General features: G+C 64.6%; 24 protein-coding genes. 9 read left to right on the top strand and 15 right to left on the bottom strand.

Going from position 1 to position 23,477, the window contains the following annotated elements:
* Window positions 1-120 precede the first annotated feature (120 nt).
* From ACP7DW_RS10490 to ACP7DW_RS10455, 8 genes are all read left to right on the top strand, one after another.
* Window positions 121-1,203, top strand: a complete 1,083-nt coding sequence (locus ACP7DW_RS10490) for a porin (protein WP_426055026.1) — start codon at window positions 121-123, stop codon at window positions 1,201-1,203.
* Window positions 1,204-1,381: 178 nt separating this feature from the next.
* Entirely contained in the window at window positions 1,382-2,059 is a 678-nt protein-coding gene (locus tag ACP7DW_RS10485; RefSeq protein ID WP_099760984.1) for a DUF484 family protein, read from the top strand.
* 7 nt (window positions 2,060-2,066) lie between these two features.
* Window positions 2,067-3,014, top strand: coding sequence for a tyrosine recombinase XerC (locus ACP7DW_RS10480; protein WP_426055027.1), 948 nt, complete (start codon window positions 2,067-2,069; stop codon window positions 3,012-3,014).
* 139 nt (window positions 3,015-3,153) lie between these two features.
* The gene (locus ACP7DW_RS10475) at window positions 3,154-4,242 is read left to right on the top strand and encodes a CobW family GTP-binding protein (protein WP_426055028.1); all 1,089 of its coding nucleotides are present in this window, start codon (window positions 3,154-3,156) and stop codon (window positions 4,240-4,242) included.
* A 481-nt stretch (window positions 4,243-4,723) separates the two neighbouring features.
* The gene (gene dksA / locus ACP7DW_RS10470; RefSeq protein ID WP_071079830.1) at window positions 4,724-5,176 is read left to right on the top strand and encodes an RNA polymerase-binding protein DksA; all 453 of its coding nucleotides are present in this window, start codon (window positions 4,724-4,726) and stop codon (window positions 5,174-5,176) included.
* A 223-nt stretch (window positions 5,177-5,399) separates the two neighbouring features.
* Window positions 5,400-5,936, top strand: coding sequence for an ATP-dependent protease subunit HslV (hslV, locus tag ACP7DW_RS10465; protein WP_096233303.1), 537 nt, complete (start codon window positions 5,400-5,402; stop codon window positions 5,934-5,936).
* Between the two features lie 136 nt (window positions 5,937-6,072).
* On the top strand, window positions 6,073-7,431 hold the full coding sequence (gene hslU / locus ACP7DW_RS10460; protein ID WP_426055029.1) for an ATP-dependent protease ATPase subunit HslU: 1,359 nt from the start codon (window positions 6,073-6,075) through the stop codon (window positions 7,429-7,431).
* A 17-nt stretch (window positions 7,432-7,448) separates the two neighbouring features.
* Window positions 7,449-7,643, top strand: coding sequence for a hypothetical protein (locus tag ACP7DW_RS10455; RefSeq protein ID WP_077398720.1), 195 nt, complete (start codon window positions 7,449-7,451; stop codon window positions 7,641-7,643).
* Window positions 7,644-7,797: 154 nt separating this feature from the next.
* Here ACP7DW_RS10455 and ACP7DW_RS10450 read toward each other — a convergent pair whose 3' ends face one another.
* On the bottom strand, window positions 7,798-8,412 hold the full coding sequence (locus ACP7DW_RS10450; protein WP_426055030.1) for an outer membrane protein: 615 nt from the start codon (window positions 8,410-8,412) through the stop codon (window positions 7,798-7,800).
* A 168-nt stretch (window positions 8,413-8,580) separates the two neighbouring features.
* Here ACP7DW_RS10450 and ACP7DW_RS10445 point away from each other — a divergent pair, with 168 nt between their 5' ends.
* Window positions 8,581-9,354 carry a helix-turn-helix domain-containing protein gene (locus tag ACP7DW_RS10445; RefSeq protein WP_298404065.1) on the top strand — a complete coding sequence of 258 codons (774 nt, stop codon included), beginning with the start codon at window positions 8,581-8,583 and terminating at the stop codon, window positions 9,352-9,354.
* On the opposite strand, the gene ACP7DW_RS10440 is transcribed toward ACP7DW_RS10445, so the two are convergent.
* The 14 genes from ACP7DW_RS10440 to ACP7DW_RS10375 all read right to left on the bottom strand — a co-directional run bounded on the left by ACP7DW_RS10440 (window position 9,327) and on the right by ACP7DW_RS10375 (window position 23,470).
* Complete coding sequence (locus tag ACP7DW_RS10440) at window positions 9,327-11,588, bottom strand: patatin-like phospholipase family protein (protein WP_426055031.1); 2,262 nt, start codon at window positions 11,586-11,588, stop codon at window positions 9,327-9,329. The two genes, ACP7DW_RS10445 and ACP7DW_RS10440, sit on opposite strands and share 28 nt — an antisense overlap.
* Window positions 11,589-11,658: 70 nt before the next feature.
* On the bottom strand, window positions 11,659-12,213 hold the full coding sequence (locus tag ACP7DW_RS10435; RefSeq protein WP_298404062.1) for a type II secretion system protein N: 555 nt from the start codon (window positions 12,211-12,213) through the stop codon (window positions 11,659-11,661).
* Between the two features lie 16 nt (window positions 12,214-12,229).
* Window positions 12,230-13,450: a type II secretion system inner membrane protein GspF gene (gene gspF / locus ACP7DW_RS10430; RefSeq protein ID WP_332860620.1), complete on the bottom strand. Its 1,221-nt coding sequence runs from the start codon at window positions 13,448-13,450 to the stop codon at window positions 12,230-12,232.
* A 10-nt stretch (window positions 13,451-13,460) separates the two neighbouring features.
* Window positions 13,461-14,888 carry a type II secretion system ATPase GspE gene (gspE, locus tag ACP7DW_RS10425; protein ID WP_099760992.1) on the bottom strand — a complete coding sequence of 476 codons (1,428 nt, stop codon included), beginning with the start codon at window positions 14,886-14,888 and terminating at the stop codon, window positions 13,461-13,463.
* A 10-nt stretch (window positions 14,889-14,898) separates the two neighbouring features.
* Window positions 14,899-17,136, bottom strand: coding sequence for a type II secretion system secretin GspD (gene gspD, locus ACP7DW_RS10420; protein WP_426055032.1), 2,238 nt, complete (start codon window positions 17,134-17,136; stop codon window positions 14,899-14,901).
* Complete coding sequence (locus ACP7DW_RS10415; protein ID WP_426055033.1) at window positions 17,133-17,909, bottom strand: type II secretion system protein N; 777 nt, start codon at window positions 17,907-17,909, stop codon at window positions 17,133-17,135. Before ACP7DW_RS10415 ends, gspD begins: the two co-directional genes overlap by 4 nt.
* Window positions 17,906-18,439 (bottom strand): type II secretion system protein GspM, encoded by a 534-nt coding sequence (gspM, locus tag ACP7DW_RS10410; RefSeq protein ID WP_426055034.1) that lies wholly within the window; start codon window positions 18,437-18,439, stop codon window positions 17,906-17,908. Before gspM ends, ACP7DW_RS10415 begins: the two co-directional genes overlap by 4 nt.
* Entirely contained in the window at window positions 18,436-19,665 is a 1,230-nt protein-coding gene (gene gspL / locus ACP7DW_RS10405; protein ID WP_426055035.1) for a type II secretion system protein GspL, read from the bottom strand. The genes gspM and gspL overlap by 4 nt, the downstream gene beginning before the upstream one ends.
* A 19-nt stretch (window positions 19,666-19,684) precedes the next feature.
* Entirely contained in the window at window positions 19,685-20,659 is a 975-nt protein-coding gene (gene gspK, locus ACP7DW_RS10400) for a type II secretion system minor pseudopilin GspK (RefSeq protein WP_426055036.1), read from the bottom strand.
* A complete protein-coding gene (locus ACP7DW_RS10395) occupies window positions 20,656-21,279 on the bottom strand; it encodes a PulJ/GspJ family protein (RefSeq protein ID WP_426055037.1) in 624 nt (207 codons plus the stop codon). Before ACP7DW_RS10395 ends, gspK begins: the two co-directional genes overlap by 4 nt.
* Window positions 21,279-21,671: a type II secretion system minor pseudopilin GspI gene (gspI, locus tag ACP7DW_RS10390; RefSeq protein ID WP_426085203.1), complete on the bottom strand. Its 393-nt coding sequence runs from the start codon at window positions 21,669-21,671 to the stop codon at window positions 21,279-21,281. The genes ACP7DW_RS10395 and gspI overlap by 1 nt, the downstream gene beginning before the upstream one ends.
* Window positions 21,671-22,150: a type II secretion system minor pseudopilin GspH gene (gene gspH, locus ACP7DW_RS10385; protein ID WP_426055039.1), complete on the bottom strand. Its 480-nt coding sequence runs from the start codon at window positions 22,148-22,150 to the stop codon at window positions 21,671-21,673. Before gspH ends, gspI begins: the two co-directional genes overlap by 1 nt.
* 12 nt (window positions 22,151-22,162) lie before the next feature.
* The gene (gene gspG / locus ACP7DW_RS10380; RefSeq protein WP_298404033.1) at window positions 22,163-22,615 is read right to left on the bottom strand and encodes a type II secretion system major pseudopilin GspG; all 453 of its coding nucleotides are present in this window, start codon (window positions 22,613-22,615) and stop codon (window positions 22,163-22,165) included.
* Between the two features lie 93 nt (window positions 22,616-22,708).
* Entirely contained in the window at window positions 22,709-23,470 is a 762-nt protein-coding gene (locus ACP7DW_RS10375; protein ID WP_426055040.1) for a HesA/MoeB/ThiF family protein, read from the bottom strand.
* Window positions 23,471-23,477 lie beyond the last annotated feature (7 nt).

The raw sequence follows: 23,477 nt of genomic DNA, 5'->3' as shown, positions 1-23,477 counted from the left end.
GACCAATCCCGCACGTCTTGCGCGCCAACGAATTAAGGTTCATTCATCGAAACGCGGTAATTGGCGCATTTCAATCTGCTCGGATCTCGGACGGAACTCACTTTTAATAGGGAATAAGACATGAAAAAATCACTCGTTGCCCTCGCACTCTTCGGCGCCTTTGCCGCAACCGCACAAGCGCAGTCGTCCGTCCAAATCTACGGCACGATCGATGCAGGCCTGGGCAAAGCGACGGGTTCGACCACCGCCGTTACCAAGCGCGACAACAACAAGCTGGGCTTCAAGGGCACGGAAGATCTGGGCAATGGCTTGAAAGCTATTTTCCAACTGGAAATTCGCTATGAATCCGATACGGGTACGCTGGAAAGCAACTCCCGTCCGCTGTTCCAGGGCCAGAGCCGCGTCGGCCTGCAAGGCGACTTCGGTACCGTGCGCCTGGGCCGTGGCCTGACCGCCTTCCAGGAGTCGAGCACCGCGTTCGAACCATGGTCGGGCATGCCTACGACCGCCGGTTTCCAGACCGACATCACGGTCGCCGGTTACACCAGCGATCCGCTGAGCGCAGCCGGCAATTCGCGTAACCGCTTCTCGAACGCCGTGTTCTACAACTCGCCAGTCATCAGCGGCTTCCAGTTCAACGCCACTGTCGCTGCGAAAGAAGCCAACAACTTCGGCGGCATCGGTTTCAATGCTCCAACGCCCGCTAACGTAGCAGTGCGTACCAATCCAAGCGGCAACTACGCCGTGGCGGCAAACGCTGCACCAGCGTCGAATCCGTACTCGATGTCGGCTACCTATACCAACGAACAGTTCGCCGCCATGGCCGCCTACGAGCGCAATGGCGTGCAAGCCAAGCTGTGGTCGGTTGCCGCATCGTTCAATCCGGTCAAGGAATTGAAACTGATGGCGTCGTACCAGCATCAGGATGACAGCAACTTCAAGATCATCAATACCGATACCAAGGCATGGCTGATCGGCGCCAACTATGACGTCGGCCCAGGCAAGATCCGCGCTGGCTACGGTCAGAAAACGCCAGATGGCACCGTCAAGACCAAGCAGGCATCGCTGGGCTATGACTACAATCTGTCGAAACGCACGTATGTCTACGCAGACATTTCGAATAAAAAAGCGGCCAACACGAGCAACTACAATGCATCGACCACCACCAACTACGTGGGCATCGGCGTACACCACAATTTCTAATGCCCCGCACCTCACCCGCCACGGGTGATTGCTGAGCAAGAAATGCAAGGCGGCATGGGCAACCATGCCGCTTTTTTCATGCGCGCGCGGAAAATGCATCGGCGCCCGGCCCTTTGCGCCTATGCCGGCGCACTCTCGGTTAGAATGAAGCGTTCATCCTTCTCTCTTCTGACTATCAATGACCGCCACACTCGATTCCAGCACCGTCGCCCAGTACCTGAGCGAGCATCCGACGTTCTTCGCAGAGCATACCGCCCTGCTCGGCGAGGTCAAGCTGAGCAGCCCGCTGACGGGACGCACCATCTCGTTGCAGGAGCGGCAGATGGAAGTGATGCGTGACAAATACAAGGCGCTCGAACTGCGCATGTCCAAGCTGAGCCGCCTGGCCGAGGAAAATGGCGACATCGCCAGCAAGTTCCACGGCTGGAACCAGGCCATGTTGCAGGTGCGCAGCGATGCGGCCATGCCGCGCGTGCTGGTCGATGCCCTGCAAAGCAATTTCGACGTGCCCTATGTCAGCCTGCGCCTGTGGCAAGTGCTGCCGGAACACGCCAATGGCTGGTTCACGGAAGATGTCACGGCCGATGTGCGCATGTTCGCCAACAGCCTGCAAGCGCCGTACTGCGGCAGCAACCGCGATTTCGAAGCCGTGCACTGGTTGCAGGCGGATAAAATCGAATCGACCGTCATGATCGCCCTGCGCGCCCCGAACACCACGGGCACCTTCGGCTTGCTGGTGCTCGGCTCGCCCGACAGCGAACGTTTTACGTCCAGCATGGGCACGGACTTCCTCGTGCACATCGGCGCCACGGCCAGCGCCGCCCTGGCCGCGCTGCGCGCCGGCTCACCTGCCTGAACACGCCATGACTGCGGCGCGCGGCAAGGCCGAGTGGCTGGGCGCCTATCTGGCGCAGCTGGCCACGCAGCGCAAGCTCTCGCCCCACACCCTGGACGCCTACGGGCGCGACCTGCGCGCCTTGCTGGAACTGAGCGGCAATACGCCCTGGACGGCGCTGGCGCACAACGAAGTGCGCCGCTACACGGCCAAGCTGCATGCCGGCGGCCTCGACCCGCGCTCGATCGCCCGCAAGCTGTCGTCGTGGCGCGGCTTTTACAACTGGCTCAGCGGCGAAACGGCACTCGACGCCAATCCCGTCGACGGCATCCGCGCCCCCAAGCGGGCCAAGACACTACCCAAAGCCCTGTCGGTGGACGATGCCGTGCGCCTCGTGGCGCCCGCGCAACACCAGCAGGGCGCCGCCGAGCCGGAGCAGCTGTGCAACCGCGCCATGTTCGAGCTGCTGTATTCGAGCGGCTTGCGCGTCTCTGAACTGACCAGCCTGGATACCCACTACTGCAAGGCCGAGGGCGGCCAGCCCGCCTCGCTGGGCTGGCTGGACATGGCCAGCTTCGAAGTCATCGTCACGGGCAAGGGCAGCAAGATGCGCAAGGTGCCCGTTGGCAAGGCCGCCCTCGTGGCGCTGGCCAGCTGGCTCGCCGTGCGCCCGCCCGCCGCCGATGGCAGCGCTGCCTTGTTTTTAAGCACGCGCGGCACGCGCATTTCGCCGCGCGTGCTGCAGCTGCGCCTGAAGGCGCACGCGCTGGCGACGGAAATTCCCGCGAACGTGCACCCGCACGTGCTGCGCCACTCGTTTGCCTCGCACGTGCTGCAATCATCGGGCGACTTGCGCGCCGTGCAGGAAATGCTGGGCCATTCCAGCATCACCTCGACCCAGGTCTACACGGCCCTCGATTTCCAGCATCTGGCGCACGTGTATGACCAGGCGCACCCGCGCGCCAAGCTCAAGTAGGCAGCCGCAGCCGTGGGCCAGCCTGATGCATATCAAGCGGATGGGCGCGCATTTGCAAGCATTTGCAAAATTCCGGCATAATCGTCCGCATTCTTCCGCTTGCGCGGCGGCACCATCGATTACAGCATAGGCATCTCTCATGGCACTGATTCCAACCACCATCCTCACCGGTTTCCTCGGTGCCGGCAAAACCACCTTGCTCAACCGCATACTGCAGGAAGACCATGGCATGCGCATCGCCGTGATCGAAAACGAGTTTGGCCAGGAAAACATCGACAATGAAATCCTGGTGCAGGATAGCAACGAGCACATCATCGAGATGAACAACGGCTGCATCTGCTGCACCGTGCGCGGCGACCTGATCGTGGGCTTGACGGAACTGGCGCGCAAGCGCGACGCCGGCCTGCTGGCATTCGACCGCGTCGTCATCGAAACGACGGGCCTGGCCAATCCCGGCCCCGTGGCACAAACCTTCTTTGTCGATGAAGAAGTGGGCAGCCACTACATGCTCGACGCCATCCTCACGGTCGTCGATGCCCGCCATGCGATGAAGCAACTCGATGAATACGAGGAAGCCCAGCGGCAAGTGGGCTTTGCCGACAAACTGCTGCTGTCGAAAACCGACCTCGTCAGCGAAGAGGACGTGGCCACGCTGACGCGCCGCCTGAAGCGCATCAATCCCCGCGCCCCCATCGCCAAGGTCGATTTCGGCCGCGCGCCGCTGGCCGAAGTGCTCGACATCCGCGGTTTCAACCTGAATGAAAAGCTGGAACTGGACCCGGATTTCCTGGCCACCGAAAGCGAGCACGTGCATGATCACGACCATGCGCACGACCATGCGCATGCGCACGCCGAGGAGCATGCGCACGAGCACAGCGACGCCTGCGCCACCGATTGCGGCCATGCAGACCACCACCATGCGCAGCACAGCGACGATATCGCCGCCTTTGTTTTCAAGAGCACGCAACCGTTCGACAGCGCCAAGCTCGACGAGTTCCTCGGCGGCCTGGTGCAAGTGTATGGCCCGCGCATGTTGCGCTACAAGGGCGTGCTGCTGATGCAGGGCGCCGAACGCAAGGTGGTCTTCCAGGGCGTGCACCAGCTGATGGGCAGCGACCTGGGCGCCAAATGGGGCGAAAACGAAGTGCGCGGCAGCAAAATGGTGTTTATTGGCAAAAATCTACCAAAAGACATTTTTATTCGCGGACTCGAACAATGTTTGGTATAAACTAGCCGGGTTTTGCAAAATACCCGTTGCAAAGCAGAAACAAAAGGGAAAGTTAAGCACGCTTTCCCGCTGTCCGACACCCGCCTTGCTGGTATAAACCAACAAGTGGCCGCCTCTGATCGGCTAGGCAACAAATCGGGATGGCAATATAAAGCAAAGCGTGCCAAAATCAGCGACGAAAACGGCCCATGTCGTTCGCCTGTCATGAAATGCTGGCAAACTGCCGCTGGCCACATGCCAGGCATGCAAGCGATCCACCCAACACGCGCATTGTCGCGCGCATAGCGCGACTGGCATAGAGCGGTAAAAAGTTATCAACATGGCACCATAGCCTGCCGGTAATCCTGGCTTTCGCCGGCAAGCCAAGGTCGCACGCAGTACAGCGGGACAGCAATGCCAAGCGGAACCTGTACAGTTGCTCGGTATCGCCGCATCAACTGATCAATTTGAAAACTCTGTCGTATCGAAGGTAAGCGAAGTTATGACCAAAACTAATAAATCGACCCCGGCCGCCAGCCAAGACATCCCCCTCATCAGCGAAGATCAAATTCGCGCCATGAGCGAAGATGACTACATGAATCCGGCACAACTGGCATTCTTCAAGGCGCGCCTGCAGCAGCTCGAAAAAGACTTGCTGAAAAACGCCGGCGAAACCACGGAACACTTGCGTGAAACCGTGCTCGTACCGGACCCTGCCGACCGCGCCACCATTGAGGAAGAGCATGCGCTGGAACTGCGCACGCGCGACCGCGAGCGCAAATTGCTGAAAAAAGTGCAGCAATCGATCGCCAGCATCGACGCCGGCGACTATGGCTGGTGTGAAGAAACGGGCGAGCCTATCGGCATCCCGCGCCTGATCGCCCGTCCAACCGCCACCCTGTCGCTGGAAGCCCAGCAACGGCGCGAACTGAAGCAAAAACTCTACGGCGACTGATCGCCCTCCCCCTTGCGCGGCCGCCCCGGCGGCTGCGTGGCGGCAGCAAAAAAAGCACACAACCTGCGTTGCGTGCTTTTTTTTCGTCCCGCGCCGACTACACTGAAGCAGACGCGGCAGCGACAAGTGCCGCTTGCAATTGCCTTTTCCATCCCCACTTTTGAGCCATGGGCGCGCAACCGCATGGCCTTGCACGCATCGGCACGAATCTTTTGAGGTCACTATGGAACAATTTCACGGCACCACCATCCTCTGCGTACGGCGCGGCAAGCAAGTCGCCCTGGGCGGCGACGGCCAGGTCACGCTCGGTAACATCGTCATGAAGGGTACGGCCCGCAAAGTGCGTAAGTTGTATCAGGGCAAAGTCCTGGTCGGCTTTGCCGGCGGCACCGCCGACGCCTTCACCCTGCTCGACCGTTTTGAAGGCAAACTGGAAAAGCACCAGGGCAATTTGCTGCGCGCCTCCGTCGAACTGGCCAAGGACTGGCGCACCGACCGCGTGCTGCGCCGCCTGGAAGCGATGCTGCTGGTGGCCGACAGCGAGTCGACCCTGGTCATCACGGGCAATGGCGACGTGCTGGAGCCGGAAGACGGCATCGGCGCCATCGGCTCGGGCGGCACCTTCGCCCAGTCCGCCGCCAAGGCGCTGCAGGAAAACACGGACTTGTCGCCGGCCGAAGTGGTCAAGAAATCGCTGACCATCGCCGCGGAACTCTGCATTTACACCAATATGTCACACATCATCGAAACCTTGGACTAAGAGTCCCCGAGAAAACGCCCATGGCTGCGTTGCCTGGCCTGGGCGTACAAAAACGTACTGCCTGCGGCCAAGCGCCTTGCCCTGAACGTTTTTCGGGCACTCTACGCAAAAGAAAGATAGAAAGCCAACTATGATCATGAACATGACCCCGGCGGAAATCGTCACCGAACTCGACAAACACGTGGTGGGCCAGGCCAAGGCCAAGCGCGCCGTCGCCATCGCCTTGCGCAACCGCTGGCGCCGCCAGCAGGTGGCCGAGCCCCTGCGCCATGAAATCACGCCCAAGAATATCCTCATGATCGGCCCCACGGGCGTCGGCAAGACGGAAATCGCGCGCCGCCTGGCCAAGCTGGCCGAGGCGCCGTTCATCAAGATCGAAGCGACCAAGTTCACCGAAGTCGGTTATGTCGGCCGCGACGTCGACACCATCATCCGCGACCTGATCGACATCGGCATCAAGCAGACGCGCGCGCTGGAAATGAAGAAAGTGCGCGCACGCGCCGAAGATGCGGCCGAAGACCGCGTCATCGACATCCTCGTGCCGCCGGCACGCGACTTCGGCTTCACGCCGAATACGCCAGCGGCCGTGGACAGCGGCAGCGGCAGCGGCGACAGCACGCGCCAGACCTTCCGCAAGCGTTTGCGCCAGGGCGAACTCGACGACAAGGAAATCGAGATCGAGCTGGCCGAAGCGGGCCCGCAGATGGAAATCATGGCGCCGCCGGGCATGGAAGAAATGACGGAGCAGATCAAGTCCATGTTCTCGGGCGTGGGCGGGCAGCGCAAGAAGGCGCGCAAGGTCAAGATCCGCGAAGCATTGAAACTGCTGGTCGAGGAAGAAGCGGCCAAGCTGCTCAACGAGGATGAGCTGAAACAGAAGGCCATCCAGAACGTCGAGCAGAACGGCATCGTCTTCCTCGATGAAATCGACAAGATCGCCTCGCGTTCGGAATCCGGCGGCGCCGACATCTCGCGCGCCGGCGTGCAGCGCGACCTGCTGCCGCTGGTCGAGGGCACGACCGTCAACACCAAGTACGGCATGATCCGCACGGACCACATCCTGTTCATCGCCTCGGGCGCCTTCCACCTGTCGAAACCGTCCGACCTGATTCCCGAGCTGCAGGGGCGTTTCCCCATCCGCGTGGAACTGGAATCGCTGTCGATCTCGGACTTCGAGCGCATCTTGACGAGCACCGACGCCTGCCTGACGATGCAGTACGAAGCCCTGCTGGCGACGGAAAACCTGACCTTGCAATTCGCGCCGGAAGGCATCACACGCCTGGCGGAAATCGCCTACTCGGTCAACGAGCGCACGGAAAACATCGGCGCGCGCCGGCTGCACACGGTGATGGAAAAACTGCTGGAAGAAGTGTCGTTTACGGCCAGCGAAGGCAGCAGCACGACGGAAAACCTGCTGGTGATCGATGCCGCGTACGTGAATGAACGCCTGGAAGCGCTGTCGGTCAACGAGGACCTGTCGCGCTACGTGCTGTAATCAGGGAGGGGAAACCGATGGCAAACAAGGCATTGGCGACGCGGCAGAAAATGCAGTTCCGCGTCGAACCCTCGCAAAAACCGCGCAACCCGGTCGCCACGGCCGCCTTGCAGCGCGCTGCCGGCGCGCACGTGAAGACCGTCTCAGGCCAGCGCCAGCAGGAAAAACGCCTGCTGGCGAAATTGCTGTTGAAAGTTGACGTCAAAGACTGATCTGGAAATGTCCATGGCAGGCGCATGGACGAAGACAGTATGAGTAATACGGCGAGGCCGTGCAACGCCGCCATGGACATTTCAGGCCGCCCGCGGACACCCCGTTGCTTGGGGCGTCCGCCATCAGGCCACTGTCTGCCGCAGCATCATCCCCTTAGAAACGGTAGGACGCGCCCAGCGAAAACATATCGACCTTGGTCGTCTGCCTGGTGCTGTACTTCACCGGCACACGGTCCCAGTCGAGGTGCAGCGACCAGTTCTGGTTCAGCGCATACGCCGTGCCGATGCCGTAGATCAGGCCGATCTTGTCCTTCTTGTCCGAACCGCCGCCCAGATAATCGACCTTGCCCTGCGTATAGGCGGCACCGGCGCGTCCGCTCAGGCTGAAGGCATCGAACTGGTAGGCGAGCACGCCTTGCATGCCGAGGCCCGTGAACTTGCCGCGGCCGGCACGCTTGCCGGCGCCCGTGTCGAAGCCGGACTTCACCTCGCCGCCCATATACCCCACCAGTTCAATCGAAGGCAGGGCCACGCCGCCCTGAAACGGCAGCGCGTCGAAACTGTAACCCACGTAGGCCTTGCCATTGCGCTTGCTGCTTTTGTCGCAATCGTTTTGGCCGGCGATGCAATCGAGGCCGGTACTGGCGCGAAAGCCATAACTGGCGCCCACGTAGATGGGGCTTGGCGCCGGGTCGGCTGCCGACGCATGCAAGGGAGCGATGGCGGCCAGCGCCAGCAGCGCTGCGGGGAAACGTAATTTGAAGGACATGGATAACCTCTACAAGTGGATGAGTTGCCTGGTTGTAGCGCGCCGTGCGAGCCACAAGCGGGAGTGTCATCGTTTTTGCCGAGAAGTACTATCACCTTGTGCAAAGTGCCATTCAGGGATACATTCGGTACCGTCATCCGCCACCAATCTTATCAAAAGGGATATCCCGTGAGTTCACCCGAACTGGTTTTGCGCGTGCTGCGCACCCAATTGCGCGCCGCCGGCATCACGTACAAGGTATTGGCCGAGCGCATCGCCATGAGCGAGTCGAGCGTCAAGCGCATGTTTGGCCAGCACGACATGTCGCTGTCGCGCCTGGCCCTGATCTGCAAGGCTTCGGGCATCGCCATGGAGGACGTGCTGCGCGGCGCGGCCGACATCACGCCGCATGCCGACACGCTCACCCTGGTGCAGGAAAAGTCGCTGGTGGCGCATCCGCGCCTGCTGCTGGTGGCGATCTGCTGCCTCGGCCACTGGAGCCTGGAGCAGGTGGTGGAAACGTATGCGCTGACGCAGGCCGAGTGCATCGGCTGCCTGGCCGAACTGGACCGGCTGGGCTTGATCGAACTCAAGCCGCTGAACCGCTACAGCCTGCGCGTCTCGAACGCCTTCCACTGGCTGGCCGACGGCCCGGTGCAGCAGTACTTCCGCGAACACGTGGTGGCCGATTATTTCAGCGGGCACTTTGACGGCGCCGGCGAAACGCTGATGTGCATCCCGGCGCGCCTGTCGCTGTCGAGCGCGCAAGAGCTGGTGCAAAAGATCCGCCAGCTGGCCGAGGAACTGGCGCGGCTGCACCAGAACGACCGCCGCCTCGCGCCCGCCGAGCGCGATGGATTTACCCTGCTGCTGGGGTTTCGCTCATGGGAATTTGCCGCCTTCACGGCTCTGCGCCGCAGCACGGCCCCCGCCAGCTACCAAACGGGTCCCAGGAACAGATAGAAGGTGCTCTCGCCGCCCTTCGATGCGCCCGAGGCCACGTACACGGGGCCGAAACGCGTATCGACGGAGATGAAGGCGCTGCTGGCCTGCGTGAACTTGCTGGATTTCCAGCGCTCGTTCTGGTCAAAGCCGCCGCCCATTTCCAGCGAAAAGCCGGCCCGCACGGCGCCGCCCAGGGTACTGGGCAGGGAAGCGATGCGGCGCGCCATCACCACGCGCGCCAAGGCGATGCTGCGCCCGCTCACCGATTGAGAATCCGTGCCGGACAGGCGCAGGAAGCCGCCCAGGCTGAGTGGCGCCTCGCCGCGCTGCGCGCGCGCCCATTCGCCATACACGTGGCCGGCCCAGTTGCCGTAACCGAAAGCCTTCAATGCCGTCAGCGAAGAGCGGCCCAGCGCCGCCTCGCCCGAACCCGTGGTCGAAGCGCGCGTCCAGGTAGCATCGAGCAGCGCGCCGCGCGTGGGAAAGCCCGGCGAATCGAGCGTATCGACGCGGAACTGGACAAACTGGGTGGTGCCCAGCCCACGCGACTCGGGCTGCGTGGGATCGGCCGGTATCGCCAGCTTGCCCTTGATCTCCGTGCGCGTGACACCGAACTGCAAATCGCCCCAGGTACCGAACTCGCGTCCCAGCACCAGCGCCGCCGTCTGGCCGCTATACGCCACGCGCGCGCTGCGTCGGCCCTGGTCGAAGACATCCATCGCCGACGAGGTGTATTGCAGCTGCGGCGCGATATACCACGGGTTGCCTGCGCCCAGCGGCTGCCAGAACTGCACGCCATAGCCGCGCGCATTGCCGATCTGCGCCATGCTGCGCAACTCGCCGCCCCAGCTGTTCAGGTTCGAACGCACGTGCAGCAGCTTCAGGGCGAAGCTGTTGCTGTCTCTGAAGTCGCTGGACAGCTCCAGACCCACGCGCAGGCGGTTGCTGGCCCATGGCGCTTCGACCGCCTTGATGCTGACCGTGCGCTGGTCGCCGGCATCGACCACCTCCGTCTCCACGCGCGCCACGTCGCCCCGGCCATACAGCCTGGCCGCCGCCTTGAGTACATCCTCCTGGCTGACGGCCTGCCCTTCCACCAGACCCGATTGCGCCTGCAGGATGCGCGGATTGATGTCGCCTTCGCTCTCCACGGCCAGGCGCGTGAGCGGCAGGGCCACGTCCAGCAAGGCCGGCGCGGCCAGGCGCAGCTGCTCGCGCGCCGCATACTGTTCCGGCGGCAGGGCCAGCGGCGCCAGGCGGGCGGCCAGCGCCTGCGCCGCCTGTTCGCCGGCGCGCATGGCGCGCGCATAGTTTTCAAAGTCGAGGAAGCTGACGCCCGTCAGATCCGGCGCCACCAGGATATCCTGCCGATGCAATTCCTTGAGCGAGCGCTGCACGTTCTGCTCCGTGAGAATCTGCAGCATCTGCTGCGCCACGCCAATGGCGCTGCCCAGCTCTTTTTCCGGCGCCAGCGGCGTGCCCACGTTGACGGCGATGATGATGTCGGCACCCATGGCGCGCGCCATGTCGACGGGCAGGTTGCGCACCAGGCCTCCGTCCACCACCAGGCGGTTATTCACGCGCACGGGCGCAAACACGCCAGGCACGGCCAGCGAGGCGCGCATCGACAGGAACAGCGGCGTGTCGACCAGTTCCACCAGCTCGCCATTGACCAGGTCCGACGCCACCGAGCGGAAGGGCAGCGGCAGCTGGCTGGCGGGGCGGTCGCGCATGCCGGCCGGCAGCAGCCGGTTCAGCGCTATTTCCAGCGCCGCATTGCTGGCCGCGGCCGGCGGTGTGGAGATGCCGTTGCGGCTGACGCCAAACTCGATGCGCGACGGCAGCAGTAAATCTTCCTCGCGGCGGCGGAATGCCAGTTCGTCGCGCGGCGGCCGGTCGGCCACCACGCGCGCCCAGTTGGTCTCGCGCGCCATCTTTTCCAGGTCCGCCACGGAAGCGCCGGCCGCATACGCGCCGCCCACCACGCCCCCCATGCTGGTGCCCACCACCATGTCGATCGGCACATGCAGCTCCTGCAGCACTTTCAATACGCCGATATGCGCGAGACCACGCGCGCCGCCGCCCGACAGCACCAGCGCAATGCGCGGGCGCGCAGCTACGGGCGCAGGAACTGCCAGCGCGGGAGCGGAGGCAACGGTGGCGGCGGGAACATCAGCGGCGGCGCCGGCTTGCGGCAAGGCGCACAGCGCCGCCACGCAGCCTGCTGCCAGGACGGCACGGATCGAAAACATGAGGACTCCTGTCGCGATGGCGGCACGGCGCCATCAGCATGATGGTAATGGGGTGGTTCCGAAAATCAGCTCAATTCGACGGCGGCGCGCCGGTGCTGCTCACCTGCGGCGGCGCCGGCATCATGACTGCAGGACGCTGCTGCTCCATCGGCAGCGGCGGCGGCACCAGATTCGTTGCCGACGCCGGTGCAGGGCTGGCAGACACTGGCCCCGGCAAGGCCAGCGCCTTGTCGTCGGCCACCAGGTCGATGCGCTTGCTCACGCCGCCATCGCGCAGCAGCACGTGGCGCGCATGCACTTCCAGCACCGTCACGCCGGGCGCCACCTCGGCGCCTTCCGGCAAGGCCACGGACGGCTTGCCGTCGGTGGCGATGATGGCCACGCTGCCACGGCCATTGCCGGCCGCTACTACACCCTTGAGCTGGTAGTTGCTGGCCGTGGCCACGCTGACCTGGCCGCCAAACAGCGCAGCGCCCGCCTCCACGCTGGCATCCTGCACCACCGGTACGGCGGGTGGATTGATGGGGCGCTGCGGCGCCTTGAACAGCTGCATGGCCCAGTAGGCCAGCGACACGGACAGCGCCACGACGGCGAGCAAACTTGTAAATTGAGGCAAACGCTTCATGGCTTCCTTGAGTTTCTTATCTGACGAGCTGATTGATTTCGATAATCGGCATCAGCACGGCCAGCACGATCAGCAGCACCACCACGCCCATGGCCAGAATCAGGGCCGGTTCCAGCAGGCCCGCGATGGTCAGCGTGCGGCGTTCCAGGTCCTGCTCCTGCGCACTGGCGGCACGTTCCAGCATGGCCGGCAGCTCGCCCGTGATTTCGCCCGCGCGTATCATGTGGATCAGCATGGGCGGAAAATGCTTTTGCGCCGACAGCGCGCGCGCCAGGCTGACGCCCTCGCGCACGGCGCCGCTGGCTTCTGCCACCAGTTCCTGCATCGCCACATTGGTCAAGGTATCGCGGCTGGTGTCGAGCGCGCGCAGGATCGGCACGCCGGAGCCCGTGGTGATGGCCAGGGTGCTGGCGAAACGCGCCGTATTCAGGCTGCGCTCGAACTTGCCGTACAAGGGCGCCGTCAGCAGCCAGGTATGCCAGCGCCGTTTCAAGGCCGGCTGCTGCAGCGCGCGGCGCCAGGCGAACCAGGCGCCAATCAGGACGATGCCCACCACGATGCCATAGTGGCGCACGAAGTCGGACAGCGCCAGCATGATCACCGTCAGCAGCGGCAGCTTCTGCTTGGTATTGGCGAATACGGAAACGATCTGCGGCACCACGTAGGTGAGCAGGAAGATCACGATGGAAAACGCCACCACCGTGACGATGGCCGGATAGGTAAACGCCAGCTTGACCTTCTGCACCAGCGCATTGCGCCGCTCGATGTAGTCGGCCAGGCGCGACAGCACGCGCGACAAATGGCCGATCTGCTCGCCCGAGGCCACCAGCGCCCGATAGATTTCCGCGAAATCGCGCGGATGGCGCGCCAGCACGTCGGAAAACGCGGCGCCGCCGATCACTTCCGAGCGGATCGAGGCGATCAGGTCGCGCAGATACGGCCGCTCGGCCTGTTCCAGCAGTGCGGAAAACGCCTGCTCCAGCGGCAGGCCCGCTTCCAGCAAGCTGGCCAGCTGGCGCGTAAACAGGGCCAGCTCGGTGCTCGACAGGCGCTCGCCGAAGCCGCGCCGCTTGGTGACGCCGGCGGCGTCGACCTGCGCGGCGATCGGTTCGACGGCCAGCGGTACCAGGCCTTGCACGCGCAGTTCGGCGCGCGCGGAGCGGGGACTGTCGGCATTGAGCACGCCCTTGCGGGTGGCGCCCTGGGCGTCGACGGCTTCATAACGGAATGCGGGCATGGTGGCGGGCCTAGTCTTTGGTCACGCGCAGCAATTCAGCCTGCGTGGTGGTGCCGTCGCGCAGCCAGCGTTCGCCGTCGTCGCGCATGCTCGTCATGCCGTCCTGCAGGGCGACGGCGCGCACCTCAGCTTCCGAGGCGCGGTTGTGGATCTGCGCGCGAATCTGCTCCGTCGTGCGCAGCAGCTCGTACACGCCCACGCGGCCCTGGTAGCCGGTCTGGCCGCACTGCTCGCAGCCGACCGCCTGCCAATATCCGCTTTGGCCATCGAAGGTTTTGCAGGAGCCGCACAATTTGCGCACCAGCCGCTGCGCCAGCACACCGAGCAAGGAGGACGACAGCAGGAACGGCTCGATGCCCATGTCCAGCAGGCGCGTGACGGCCGCCGAGGCGTCGTTCGTATGCAGGGTCGCCAGCACCAGATGGCCCGTCAAGGATGCCTGCACGGCGATCTGCGCCGTCTCCAGGTCGCGGATCTCGCCGATCATGATCACATCGGGATCTTGCCGCAAAATCGCCCGCAGCGCCTTGGCGAACGTCATGTCGATGCGCGGATTTACCTGCGTCTGGCCCACGCCGGCCAGGTCGTACTCGATCGGGTCTTCCACCGTCAGGATGTTGGTGGTGGTGGCGTTGAGCATCGACAGCGCCGCGTACAGGGTCGTCGTCTTGCCCGAACCGGTGGGACCGGTGACGAGCACGATGCCGTGCGGCTGCGTGATCAGGCCATCGAACTGTTTCAGCATGGGCGCGCTCATGCCCAGGTGCTGCAGGTCGAGGCGGCCCGCTTCCTTGTCCAGCAAGCGCAAGACGGCCCGTTCGCCATGCCCGGTGGGCAGGGTCGAGACGCGCACATCGACGGGCTTGCCGCCCACGCGCAGGGTGATGCGGCCGTCCTGCGGCAAGCGCTTTTCGGCGATGTCGAGCTGCGCCATGATCTTGATGCGCGAAATGAGCGAGCCGTGGATGGCCTTGCGCGGGCGCACCACGTCGCGCAGGCTGCCGTCGATGCGAAAGCGCACCACGGAGGTCTGCTCGAACGGCTCGATGTGGATGTCGGACGCGCCTTCGCGCAGCGCCTGCGTCAGCAGCGCGTTGATCATGCGGATGACGGGCGCGTCGTCGGACGATTCGAGCAAGTCCTCAATGGCCGGCACGTCCTGCAGCAGCTTGGTGAGATCGAGGTCGGCGTCGAATTCATCGGCCATCTGCGAGGCGTCGCCGCCACCGCCCGCGTAGGCGCCGGCAATGGCCGCATCGAGTTCGCCGCGCGGCAGCACCGTCAATTGAATCTGGCCGAAACGGCGCGACACTTCGGCAATGGCCGCCGGCGCCGTCGATGCGGCCACCAGCACGTCAACCGGGGCGCCATCGACCGCACCGGGCCGGGCCAGCAGGCCGAAATCGCGCGCGTAGGCGTAGGGAAGCAGATTGCTCATGGCTGTCCCATCACTTCTGCGGCTGTTGCTGCTGCTGGTATTGCTGCAGCAGCGGCTGCGGCGGCGTGGCCGCGTTGGCCGGCGCGCCTGGCGGCGGGGTCGGCGCCGGCGGCACGGGACGCGTCACCATGTTGCCGCCCACCGGCTGGCCATCCTGCAGGGCCGGCAGCACAGGCGTACCGAGGTCTTTCAGCATCAGGTTGCCCGTGGCCGGCACGGCGGCCGTCTCGGCCGAGCGCATGTAGTCGTAGCGGTCGGCCGCCAGGCTGCCGCTCTGCTCCTTGTTGCGCACGATGACCGGGCGCAGGAAGATCATCAGGTTGGTTTTCTTGCGCTCGCGCGTCTGGTACTTGAACAGGTTGCCGATCAGGGGAATGTCGCCCAGGCCGCGCACTTTTTCCGCGTTGTCGCCCGTGGTGTCCTCGATCAGGCCGCCCAGCACGATGATCTGGCCATCGTCGGCCAGCACATTGTTTTCGATCACGCGGTTGTTGATGGTGATGCCGCTGACGGCCGACGCGGTGGATTTGTCCACGCTCGACGTCTCGTGATAGATGCCCAGCTTGATGGTGCCGCCTTCGGAAATCTGCGGGCGCACCTTCAGGGTCAGACCCACTTCCTTGCGGTCGATGGTCTGGAACGGATTGGTATTGGTGCCGGCCGTGCTGGTGTACTGGCCCGTCAGGATAGGCACGTTCTGGCCCACCTTGATGGTCGCCAGTTCATTGTCCAGGGTGATCAGGTTCGGCGTCGACAGGATATTCGCGTTGCCGTCCGATTCCAGCGCATGCGCCACGGCGCCCAGGCCCAGCGCGCCGTTGATCTGCTTGAAGATGCCCAGGGTCAGGCCGCCCGTCGGCAATACCTTGCCGCCGCCCGTGGCGATGGCGCCGATGTTGTTGGTGGTGCCGCCGGCGAACGACTGCAAGGCGCCCACGCGGTAGTTGCTGGTGCTGTCGCCGGACAGCCCCAGCCACTGCACGCCGAATTCGGACGCCTTGGCCGACGTCACTTCGACGATCAGCGCCTCGATGTAGACCTGGGCGCGGCGCACGTCGAGCTGGTCGATCACGGCGCGCAGGTTGCGGTAGACGGCTTCGTTGCAGGTCAAAATCAGCGTATTCGTCGACGCATCGGCCTGAATGAAACCGGCCGCGCCGCCGGACGACAGCTGCTGCGGCGCGTTGTTCAGCGAAGCGCCGCCCGTGCTGCCGCTTTGCGTATTGCCGCCCAGGCCAGTGCTGTTCATGCCGCTGTTGTTCTGGCTGATCTGGTTGTTCGTGTTCTGGTTGCCGACGCCCTGCTGCGCCGTGGCGGCCGTGCCGTCCGACGTCACTACCGAGCGCAGGGTTTGCGCCAGCTTGGTGGCGTCCGCATTTTTGAGGTACACCACGTGCACATTGCCCAGCTGCGTGGTGGGCTGGTCCAGCTTCGAGATCAGCGACTTGGCCAGGTTGGCGCGCGCCGCCGACGGCGCGCGCAGCACCAGCGAATTGGTGCGCGGGTCGGCCAGCACGGAGACCTTGCCAGCGTCGGCCCCTGCGGCGGCGCCCACATTGCCGCCTTCCATCAGTTTATTCACCATCGAGGCCAGGTCGGACGCGATGGCATAGCGCACGGGGATCACGTCCAGGTCCGTCGAGGCGGGCACGTCGAGCGCGGCGATGATCTTCGCCAGGCGCTTGAGGTTATCCGCGTAATCGGTGATCACCAGCGAGTTGTTGCCCGGGTTGGCATTGATCGTGTTGTTCGGCGAAATCAGCGGGCGCAGCACGGCCAGCAGGTTGGCCGACGATTCGTAGTTCAGGTAAAACACCTGGGTGGCGATCTGGTCGCCCTTCACCTGGCTGGCACCGTTGCCCACCTGGGTCGGCACGGATTGCAGCTTGGCGTCCGCTTCCGGCACCACTTTCGCGTAGCCGTCGCCGGAGACCACCGCATAGCCCTGCAGGCGCAGCGCGGAGGCCAGCAGCCCGAAGGCCTGTGTCTTGCTGATCGATTTTTCCGACACCAGCGTGATCGTGCCCTTGACGCGCGGGTCGATGACGAAATTGATGTTGGTGTAATGACCCACGGCCTTGATCACCGACTCGATGTCGGCGCCGACGAAATTGAGCGCCGCTTCATCGCCGGGTGCGGCCCAGGCGGGTGCCGGCATGCCGGCCACGGAACAGCAAAGCAAGGCGGCGGCCGACAGGCGGCGCAGCGAAAAGGAGAAGGTATGGGGGCTCACGGATGGTTTTTTCATTGTCTGAACTCTAAGGCGATGATGTTTTTTTCGCTATTGCTACGGCGCTGTCCCAGCAAATTCAACAAACTCGCCAAGGTCTCTTCATATCCTGCTGCGGCCTGGGCCTGGCCGGAAAACTGCATGCGCCCCTGTTGCAGGCTGCCGCTGCCGTCGAGCAGCAGCGGTCCCTTGATGGAGCGCAAGGTCAACGTCGCCTGCTGCCCCTGCCAATCGAAATCGAGTTCGTAGCTGCCCAGCGGACGCAAGGACGACAGGCGCGACGCCATGTCCGTCATCTGCAAGGTGGTGCGGCCGACGGCGGAAAACTGCCGCTGCTCCAGGGCCAGCTGCAGGGTGCTCCACGACAGGCGCATGCTGCCCGTCGGCGCCACGGTATTCAACGGTGCACCGAGGCCGCCGAGGCCATCGGCCGGCAGCAGCAGGGCCGCCGGGCTGACCTGCCAGTGCGACCACGAACCGCGCAGGTTCACCGGCTGCGACAGCGCCTGCGCATTCTGCAATTCCACGTCCACCGATCCCCACAGCACGGACGGCGAAATGCGCCAGCTGAAGCGCCCCGGCAGCAGCGGTGTCACGGCGCCGTTCGCGCTGGCCGCCCCGCCGATAAAGGCCGAGCCGCGCCACAGGGTACCTTGCGCGTCGCCCAAGGTCAAACGTCCGCCCGTCTGCTTTTCCACGATGGTCGCGACCCAGCCGGCCGGAAAAAATACCAGCAGGGTGACGCAGACGCTGACGATGATGGCCAGCAGCCAGCCAAGCAAGCGCCTCATCTTGCCGCGCCCGGACTCTGGTGCAGGGTCAGGCTGGCATCGACCAGCCCCGCCTTGCCCTGCGCCGTGATCTTCGCGTCCTGCACCGCCACGCGGCCTTCGCGGCGCAAGCCGTCCAGCCACAGCATGACGCTGGCAAACGGCACGCCGTTCAACTGCACGCGCGCGTACTCACCCGTGAGCGACAGCGATTGCGGCGCCAGGCCGCGCGCTTTCAGCGACGCGTCTATGCTGTCACGGCTCATGGGAGCGACCTGCACGGGCGCCTGGCGCGCCAGTTCGCCCGCTTCGCGTGCCAGCGCCTGCAGCTGGGCCGCGTTCTGGCGCAGCTCGGGCAAGCTCTTTTGCAAGGCGATGCGGCCCGTCCAGGCCGGCTCGAAAAACACCGCGTAGACGAGGGCCAGCCCCGCCACCACGCCGCCGATGGCCAGCAGCTTGCGCTCCTGCTGCGTGCGTTCCGCCCAAAAGGCTTGCACGGCCTGCTGCTGCCGCGTCAATGCGGCGCGCGCCTGGTTGACTGCTGCACTCATGCTTTTGCTCCCGTGGCCGGCGTGATCTTCCACACGCCCGGCGCCGTTTCATTCAAGGCCAGCTTGCGCGCGGCCAGGCCATCGCGCACCTGCGCCTGGGCGCTGGCGTCGACCATGTCCGGTTTCAGCGTGACGATCAGGCTGCGCTCGCGGTATTCGAGCGACGCCACCACGCCGCGCCCGGCCAGACCACCCAAGGCCTCACCCAGCGCCGCGCTCATGCTGGTGAAATCATCCATGCTCGCCTGCCCGCTTTGCAGGCGGGCGGCGGCGATATTGCGCCGCATCTGCTCCGCTTCCAGGCCATACACGGGCGCTTCATTCGGATACGCGGCCTTGAAGGTTTGCTGCATCGAGGTGCGCACGGTGGCGGCCTCGCGCTTCAGGCGCATCCATTCGATATTCATGCCGGCCAGGTTGACGATCACGGCCAGCAGCGCCAGGCGCAGCGGCCAGCGCCAGCGGCGCCATTCGGTGGCCGATCCCGTGGCCGTGCCCAGCGCGGGCGCCAGGTCCAGCCCAGCGCCCTTGGCGCCGGCGATCCAGTGCGCCCAGTGGTCAGGCTCCAGCGTCACGCCATCCATGCCGGCAGCCAGCTGTTGATAGTGCGCCAGTTCGGCCTGCGCCACGTAGACCGTCAGCGGTACGTCGCCGGCAAACGCGCGCGTCGTCAGCAGCGCCTGTTGCGGCTGGGGCGGCAACACCAGGCCCAGGCCCTCTTGCGGCGCCTGGCGCAAGGCCAGTTCCAGGCCGTCGCCGGCCGCGTGCAAGGATGCCGTCACGCTGCCTGGCTGCAAGGGCAGGCACAGCTGCGACGGCAGCAGCGCCACCTTGCGCGCGCCCTGCGCCAGCAAAGCCTTCACGAGTACCTCGGCCCAGGCGCGCTGCGCCACGGCGACCGTGCGCATGCCGGCAGCATCGGGCGCACCGGCCGCCAGCAGGCAATCCTGCGTGTCGCCGAGGATATGTTCTTCCACCAGGCCCGGCAAGGCCGCGCGCAGGCGGGCGCCGGCCAGCGGCGGGGTTTTCAGGCGCAGCAGAGTCACGTCGGCCGCCGCCAGCAGCAAGACCACCTGCTTCGCGCCGGCAATCAGCTGCCCCAGGCTGCCCAGCGGCGCGCTGCCCTGCTGCAACAGGGCGCCGCCGTCGCCGGCCAGCACGAAGGAGCAGGCCGGCGCGCTGTCGATGGACGCCCTGGCCGGGTGACGGATATACAATATTGTCAAAGTGACTCGCTTTCAGGGGTTAATTTTCCCGCAACCAGACCAGGCTGGTGGTGCGCTGCGGATCCGTTTTTCGATTGACGAGCGCCACCGCATCGAGGGCGGCGCGGTCCAGCCGCACGCGGATGACGGTGAGGAAGTAGCGGCTCTTCACGTCGAGTTCCACGGTAGCAATCAGTTCGGCATTAATATTATTCTTGAAGTTTGCCAAATCGACAAACTTTTTGCGCGGATTGCTCAGGGTCAGGGCGCTGGCCTCGGACAAGGACATCATCGTCACGGCCGCCAGCACCTCGGCCGGGGCCGTATTCACGTTGACCGGCGTGAGTTCCGGCAAGATGATGACGAAATCGCGCAACTGCTCGATCATCTGCGGCGTGTAGCCGGGCACGGCCAGCAAATCCTCGACCTGCGTGAACGCCACCGGCTCGCTGCTGCCGCCCGATGCGGGCGCGGCGGCGGGCGTCTTGCCGTCGCTGCCGCTGTCCATGGCGCGCGGTTTCGGCTTCGCGCGCAGTACGGCATCGGCCGTCGCCTGCGCCAGGCCGCTATCGAGCCGCAGGTTCGACAGCAGGCGCTGATAGGCCAGCACCTGCTGCGGATTGATGCCGCCCGTGGCGGCGACCAGGTTGCTAATATTAAACCGCGCCTGCGCATCGAGCGCGCGGCCCGAGACGGTGGCGTCAAATTTTTCCGTGTCGACCTTTTCGCGGTCGACGTAATCGTCGAGCCGCGCTTCCTCGATGGGCGTGGCCCACACGCCGTCCAGCGCCGTTTGCGAGGGATTATCCTGGCGCAACCAGAAGCGGGCGAAGTCGACCATGCCGCGCATGGCCCACTGCGTCTGCAGGCGCAAACGCTGGTTTTCCATCGAGCGCACCTGCACCTGCTGCTGCCAGAACAGGCTGGCGACAACCGTGATGGCCAGCGCCGTCAGCAGCAAGGCCGTGATGACGGCCACGCCGCGCTGGCGGCCGGGGCGGATAAACGGCTTCATCCCGGCCCCAACAGGAAGACTTTGGACAGGCCCGCATCCTGGCCCGGCATTTGCAGGGTCACTTCCAGGCCGGGCACTTGCGTGGAGATGGTGGCGCCCGCCGTCAGCACGTTCCAGGCGCCATTGCTCCAGCCGCGCATGACCATACTGTCGACGCCGTGCATCAGGGCCACGTCGGCGTTGGAGGTATCGGTATCGTCGCGCGCCGCCTGCCACAGGGTGTCGAGCACGGCCAGGTCGCGCGTGCCGTTCGACTCGCGCCGCGTCAGCACGCCGCCACGCAGACGGTAAGTGACCACTTGCAACTGTTGCGGCTGCTGTTCCGATGCGGCCAGGCGCACCAGGGTCAGGCGGTCATTTTCCGCCGACAAATTCAGGCGGCCATTCAGCAGGGTATTGCTCTGGCCGGCACCAGCCAGATGGTCGCAATCGCTTTGCATCTGGGCAAACGCCAGTTGCATGCCGCGCGACTGTTCCAGCTGGCCGGTCAGCACTTCACGCGAACGCATGATGCTGTCCAGGCCGCGCCAGCCCAGCACGGCGACCATGGCCAGGATGCCGATCGCCACGAGCAGCTCGATCAGGGTGAACCCCTTGGCGGGAAGGTGACGGCGCGCCATCAGTCGTTAAAGGAAAGTAACACCAGGCGCACGATGCGCCGGGCCGGATATTGCACGTCATACACGTTGACGCGCACTTGCCGGATGCGGGGATTCGGCGTGGCCACCACTTCCTCCTCGCAGATGAGTTTTAAATCGCCCTGCGGGCAGTCGACCGTGCGCTTGCCCGTCTGCGGAAAAGTTTTTGCCAGGCGCAGCCGCACCAAATGGTTTTCCGCCGACCAGGTGGCCATCATGGCGCTGCGCAAGCCGTCGCTGTTCTGCGTCAGGCTGCCGACGGCGCGCAGCGAGGCGCCCAGGGCCGTGCCGACGATGACCAGGGCCACCAGGACTTCCAGCAACGTGAAGCCGAACTGCGAGCCGCGCTGGCGGCCATGACGTGGGAGCCGCATCATTGCTCGACCGTGAAGTGGCCGATGCCATCGGCGCGGATGGCCACGCTGCGCTCGCCGCTGGCCAGGGTCAGCACGAAAGGCTTGTCGACCGGTTCGCGGCCGAAGATGATGCGCAGCGGCTGGGCCACGCTGTTCGACGGCTGCACGCTGAGCAGCATGGGCGTGTTGGCAAACGCGCGCTCGCGCAGCAAATCGTCCTGCGTCACGGGTTGCCACAACTTTTCATTGAGGACCAGGAAACGGTAGTGATTTTCGTCCGCCTCGAACGCCACTTGCCGGCTGCGCACGATGGCTTCATCGCGCGCCAGCTGCAGCAGCAGGGCGATGCGCTCGGCTTCCTTTTGCAGCGCTTGCTGGCCATTTGGCATGGCGTTCAGCGACACCAGGCCCAGGGTCACGCCGATGATGACCATCACCACCAGCAATTCGATCAGCGTGAAGCCGCGCTGGCGCAGACCGGTGGTCATGGCAGGCATGCAATGGAAAACTTACAGTTCCCAGGAGCCGATATCGGCATCGTCGCCGCTACCGCCAGGCTGGCCGTCGGCACCCAGCGAAATGATGTCGACTTCGCCTTTCACGCCCGGTGACAGGAACTGGTATGGGTTGCCCCACGGATCTTTCGGCATCTTTTCCAGGTAGCCGCCCGCCTTCCAGCCATTCGCGGCCGGACCCGTGGTCGGCTTCTCGACCAGGGCACGCAGGCCCTGTTCGGTGGTCGGGTAGCGCTGGTTATCCAGGCGATACAGTTTCAAGGCTTGCATCACGGTGGCGATGTCGACTTTCGCCGCCGCCACTTTCGACTCGCCCGTGCGGGCGATCAGCTTGGGCACCACCAGCGAAGCGAGGATGCCCATGATCACCACCACGACCATGATTTCGATCAGAGTGAAGCCGCGCGCGCGGCGCTGGCGTATCGGATGGTTTGCTGCGTTTTGCATAAGAAAGAGAGAAGAAGGTGAGTAATGAGTGCAGAGTATAAAGCGGAAATATGACAAAGCCTGTCATATGGGGAAAAATTTGTGCGGGGCTATTCAGAGCGGCAAGACCACTGCACCGCAAACGGCGCAGCCGGGGTCGCGCGCGACGCGCATGCTGCTCCATTCCATGTGCAAACCGTCGAGCAGCAGCAGCCGTCCCGCCAGCGATTCGCCCACGCCCATGATGAGTTTCAGCGCTTCGGCCGCCTGCATGGCGCCCACCACGCCCACCAGCGGCGCGAACACGCCCATGCTCGAACACGCCTCGTCGGTGAACTGCTGCTCCTGCGGAAACAGGCAGGAGTAGCACGGCTGGGTGCCCGCGCGCGGGTCGAACACGCTCACTTGCCCGTCGAAACGGATGACGGCGCCCGACACCAGCGGCACCTTGCCCGCCACGCAGGCGCGGTTGACGGCATGGCGCGTGGCGAAGTTGTCGGTGCAGTCGAGCACCACCGTGGCGGACAAGACCAGTTCAGCCAGGCGCGCGCCGTCGAGGCGCTCCTGCAAGGCGACGATGTCGATCTCGGGATTGATGCCGGTCAAGGTTTCGCGCGCCGACAGCACTTTCGGCTGGCCCACGCGGGCCGTGGTGTGGGCGATCTGGCGCTGCAGATTGGTGAGATCGACCGTATCGTCATCGACCAGGGTCAGCTTGCCGACGCCGCTGGCGGCCAGGTACATGGCCGCGGGCGAGCCGAGCCCGCCGGCGCCGATCACCAGCACATGCGCATCGAGCAAGGCTTGCTGGCCTTCGATACCGATCTGGTCCAGCAGGATATGGCGCGAATAGCGCAGCAGTTGGGCGTCGTTCATGGCGGCG

Origin of the sequence: Janthinobacterium sp. PSRC1-1, assembly GCF_049897525.1 — a bacterium.
In the GTDB taxonomy this organism is placed as follows: Bacteria; Pseudomonadota; Gammaproteobacteria; order Burkholderiales; family Burkholderiaceae_D; genus Janthinobacterium; species Janthinobacterium tructae.
The sequence above is the reverse complement of the archived record's forward strand: the minus strand, read 5'-3'. Positions and strand labels throughout refer to the sequence as shown.